This is a genomic window from Brevundimonas sp., from assembly GCF_023259385.1.
GTDB lineage: Bacteria > Pseudomonadota > Alphaproteobacteria > Caulobacterales > Caulobacteraceae > Brevundimonas.
This window is the reverse complement of the sequence record NZ_JAHFPF010000294.1, coordinates 1-4,091: the sequence shown is the minus strand read 5'-3', so window position 1 is coordinate 4,091 and position 4,091 is coordinate 1. Positions and strand designations below refer to the sequence as shown.

General features: G+C 70.0%; 5 protein-coding genes. All 5 read right to left on the bottom strand.

Annotated features, from left to right (window positions below; all coding sequences use genetic code 11):
* Positions 1-399: 399 nt before the first annotated feature.
* From Q0C81_RS16985 to Q0C81_RS16965, 5 genes are read right to left on the bottom strand one after another with little or no spacing between them, the layout of a single operon-like run.
* The gene (locus Q0C81_RS16985; RefSeq protein ID WP_291840764.1) at positions 400-1,482 is read right to left on the bottom strand and encodes a serine hydrolase; all 1,083 of its coding nucleotides are present in this window, start codon (positions 1,480-1,482) and stop codon (positions 400-402) included.
* A gap of 55 nt (positions 1,483-1,537) precedes the next feature.
* Positions 1,538-1,861 carry a YnfA family protein gene (locus tag Q0C81_RS16980; protein ID WP_291840761.1) on the bottom strand — a complete coding sequence of 108 codons (324 nt, stop codon included), beginning with the start codon at positions 1,859-1,861 and terminating at the stop codon, positions 1,538-1,540.
* On the bottom strand, positions 1,858-2,088 hold the full coding sequence (locus Q0C81_RS16975) for a hypothetical protein (RefSeq protein WP_291840758.1): 231 nt from the start codon (positions 2,086-2,088) through the stop codon (positions 1,858-1,860). Before Q0C81_RS16975 ends, Q0C81_RS16980 begins: the two co-directional genes overlap by 4 nt.
* Positions 2,081-2,875 (bottom strand): RNA methyltransferase, encoded by a 795-nt coding sequence (locus Q0C81_RS16970; protein WP_291840755.1) that lies wholly within the window; start codon positions 2,873-2,875, stop codon positions 2,081-2,083. The genes Q0C81_RS16975 and Q0C81_RS16970 overlap by 8 nt, the downstream gene beginning before the upstream one ends.
* A gap of 38 nt (positions 2,876-2,913) precedes the next feature.
* The gene (locus tag Q0C81_RS16965) at positions 2,914-3,942 is read right to left on the bottom strand and encodes a S1/P1 Nuclease (RefSeq protein ID WP_291840752.1); all 1,029 of its coding nucleotides are present in this window, start codon (positions 3,940-3,942) and stop codon (positions 2,914-2,916) included.
* Positions 3,943-4,091 lie beyond the last annotated feature (149 nt).

Sequence of the window (4,091 nt, the reverse complement as noted above, 5' to 3'; positions counted from 1 at the left end):
CCGATCAGCGGGGTGATCGCCTCGATCACGCCGAAGACCAGGCCGTTGCGGACGGCCGTGGCGAAAGGGGGACGATGGGCCGCGCCGCGCCGCACGGCGGCGGCGAAGGCGTCCGTCGACATGCTGAGCGACAGCACCGCGATGGAAAGAGGGGTCATGAGAACGAATCCGCCGGGCGCACGAGACAGCGCGTTCGCGACCCTGCCGGTAGGGACCCGCGAAGCACGCTGGTCTCGCCAGGCGGACACTCGGTCCGCTGATCGCACCACGAGTCCCCAATCCTCGGATCGAAGGCTACGAGTGTGTTGACGCGATCCCGGCTGAACGTCGCCGGCGGCTACTCCCCAACGAGGCGGCTCCTACAGGAACCGATTTGCGGGATCAACCGCGTGACCCGTCTCAAGCCGGCGGCGAGGCTCCGAAGACGGCGTCGCCGAGCCGGCCGCGCACGGGATTGGGCAGGCTGGTGTTGTTCAGGATCACCAGCGTGCGCCCATCGTCGAACCGGTGCGCCAGCAAGGCGCGATAACCCACCGTGCTGCCCGTGTTCCAGGCCGCCGGACGCGCCTGTCCGTCGATCATCAGAGTCCGCACCCGCCCACCCAGCGCGTAGTCGTCGCCCATGGCGATGACGGTCCTCAACCGGCGCTGCGAATCCGTGGACAGCAAGTCGCCGTCGAACACCCCATGCGCGGCCTTCAGCAGGTCGGCGGCGGTCCCGTAATAGCCGCCCGCGGCCAGCATCATCGGCATTCGCTCATTGGGCTGGCGCACCAGAGGCTCCAGCGTGCGGTAGGACACCGCCGTGCGCGGCGTCTCGATGAAGGCGTCGTCGCCGCGGATCTCGTTCAGGCCCAGCGGCTCCAGCAGCAGGGTCCGGATGGCGTCCGGGAAGGCCTGCCCGGTCACACGCTCGACGATGCCCAGGACGATGATCCAGTTGGTGAAGGCGTAGTCGAACTGGGCGCCCGGCTCGAACTTCAGGTCGCCCTGGCAGAACAGGCGCAGCGCCTCCTCGGTCGGAATCACCCGCGTCCGCAACGACGGATCGGCCCGCATGACGTCGCCCAGGAGGGCCGGCACGCCGCTGGTGTTCGACAGCAGGTGCGTCAGGGTCAGCTTCGCCCCGGTGTCCGCCCGGTACTCCGGCAGCCAAGTCGTGATCGGCGCCTCCAGCGACAGGCGGCCCTGGTCCACCAGCTTCAGCACCGCCGTCGCCGTCAGCCATTTGGAGATCGAGGCCAGGCAGTAGACGCCGTCCGCCCGCGTCGGGAGCCCCGCCTCGACGTCGTGCATTCCCAGGGCGATGGTCTGCTCGGCTCGCCCGGCCCGGCCGGTCATCAGCACGCCGGTGAAGCCGGTTTCGGCCGCCAGGGCGCGCAGCGTCGCCTCATCGGCGTCGCCCGCGAGCGCGCGTGAGGCGAAGGTGGAGCCGGCCAGCAGGGCGGCGGCGGACCCAAGGACGAGGCGACGGTTCAACATGCCGTCCAAGCTCCACCGTAAACAGGCGTTTTTGCGGCGGCCTCCAGCCCCGACCTCAGCCTCTGGGCGCGAACAGGATGATCCCGGCCCCGGCCAGACAGACCGCGCCGCCGATCAGGTCCCAGCGGTCCGGAGGGCTTTTCTCGACCATCGCCATCCAGATCAGCGAGGCGCAGATATAGACCCCGCCATAGGCGGCGAACGCCCGTCCCGCCGCCGCCGCCGGCACGAGGGTCAGCAGCCAGGCGAAGGCGATCAGAAAGGCCACGCCGGGGATCAGCCACAGCGGCGAACGGTCCAGCTTCAACCAGGCCCAGAAGGCGAAACAGCCCGCGATCTCCGTCAGCGCCGCCGGCGGATAGATCCACAGCGCCTTCACCGCGCCGCGTCCAGATGCCGTGCCGCCATCTCCCGCACGGCAGCCTTCAAGCCCTCTCGCGGATCACCATCGTAGTCCAACCCCTCGGCGGCGAAGACCGCGCGAGCGAAAGCATCAGCGGTTTCCGGCGGGTGATCAGCAATCCGGTCATAACCATCCGACGGCAGGCAGAAGCCAAGCTCCACACACAGTTCTTTCAGAAGCGCCCCGACCTGATCCTCAGTCATCGTCCGAGACTTTCCGGTCCGCCGCCGCCCGCGCCTCGGCCATCTTGGCCAGCACCCGGCCGCGGCCCTTGGCCAGGGCGTGGATGGCGCCGCGGAAGGTGGCGACCTCCTGCTCGCTGAAGGCCGAGCGGCCCAGCATGACGCGCAGGTTCTGGCTCATCGACCGCTTCTTCTCGGGCGGGAAGAAGAAGCCGCCGGCCTCCAGCTCCGCCTCGAAATGTTCGTACATGCCGATCAGCAGCTCGTTCGACGCCGGCGGGTCGATCTCGCGGAAGCGCGGCGGCGGGGCGTCCAGGATCAGGGTGCGCCACTCATAGGCGTTGATCGCCACCGCCTGCGCCAGGTTCAGCGAATGGTGCTTCGGATCGATCGGGATGGTGGTGATGCCGGCGGTCAGGGCGATATCGGTCGTCTCCAGCCCCGCCCGCTCGCCGCCGAACAGCAGGCCCGTCTTCAGGCCCGAGGCGGTGTCGTCGTACAGGATGCGCGCCGACTCGCGCGGCGTGCGCACCGGCATCCGCGTCTCGCGCGGGCGGGCCGTGGTCGAGAAGACGGTGTTCAGATCCGCGACCGCCTCGGCCACGCTGTCGAACACCTTGACCTCGTCCAGCACCCAGTCAGCGCCCGAGGCCGTGGCCCAGGCCCGCTCCTGCGGCCAGCCGTCGCGCGGGCTGACGAGGCGCAGTTCGCTCAGGCCGAAATTGGCCATCACCCGGGCCACGGCGCCGATGTTGTCGGCCAGCTGGGACTTGTCGAGGATGACGACGGGCGGGGTCAGGTCGGGCATGGGCCGTCCCTACCCCCGCAGGCCGTCGGGCGAAACCCTCAGTCCTCGCCGATCATAGCCAGCCACGGGTCGGCCGTCCCGGCCTCGACCTCGGCCACCTTCACCGCCGGCCAGCCAATCGAGTCATCGGCCGAGTCGCGCCAGGCGAGGATGTAGAAGTCGCGCAGCTCCGAGGCGCCGGCGGCCAGTCGGGCGATGGTGAACTCGGCTCCCCGCGCGTCGCCGTCGCCGAAGCCCCCGGCCTTCTCCAGCCGGTAGAAGGGTGTCACCTGCGACAGGGTCTCGCGCAGATAGGCGGGCACCCGGGCGCGCAGGTCGAAGCCGTCAAGCTGGGGCGCGGTCATCGCGGCCTCGATGGCGTCCAGACGGGCGACCTTGGCGGTGAAGGCGCCCTCGAACAGGCTGTGCGTCTGGCGCGAGGTGGTGAAGCCTTCGGGGTTGGGCGTGTTCCGGTCCCAGCCGTTGTAGTGGATGGTGGTGTGGTGGGGCTGGGAGCCGTCGCCGATGTAGTGGCCCAGCACGCCCATGTCGCGCAGGATCAGGGCCTCGCGGCGCTCGCGATCGACGCGGTACCACTCCTTCCTCGCCGGATCGGTCTCGCGCGCCTCCTGGGCGTTCAGCACGCGCCAGTAGGCGAAGTCGCGCACCAGGTTCTGATAGCCGTCCCAGATGGCATACGGCAGGTAGCCCGCGTCATTGACGTCCAGGCCGGCGGTCGTGAGGGCGGCGTCGTATTCCGACTTCAGGCGCGGCAGGGCGTCGATCGACGGGCCCGCGGCGCTCATGATGAAGCCGTTGTCGTCCATGTCCACGAAGTGGGCCGTGTCCCGCTCGCGGTCGTGCGGCTGGCCGCCGCCCTTCCAGCGGTCCGGCTCGCGCGCCAGTTCGCCGATGTCGGCCGCCGCGCCCGGCGTGCGCAGGAAGGCGGGCATGTCGTCCGGCAGGGCGCGCACCGCGGCGATCCCGATCAGCCGGTGGCCGGTGTTGCCCCACGCCTGCACGGCGGCGGGAACGGCGACGGCGGCCAGCACGCAGACGGCGGCGGCGGCGAGGGCGAAACGCTTCATGGGGCAAGGTCCGGATTATGGATGTGACCGCGTTAGATCGCCCTCGCGGCGGCGTCCAGCGGCTTCTTGCAGCGCCAGCTTGACCGCAGCCTCGCGCCCGCCCTAACGCTGGTCATCCCTGTTGTGAGGTCCGTCGTGTTCAAACGTTC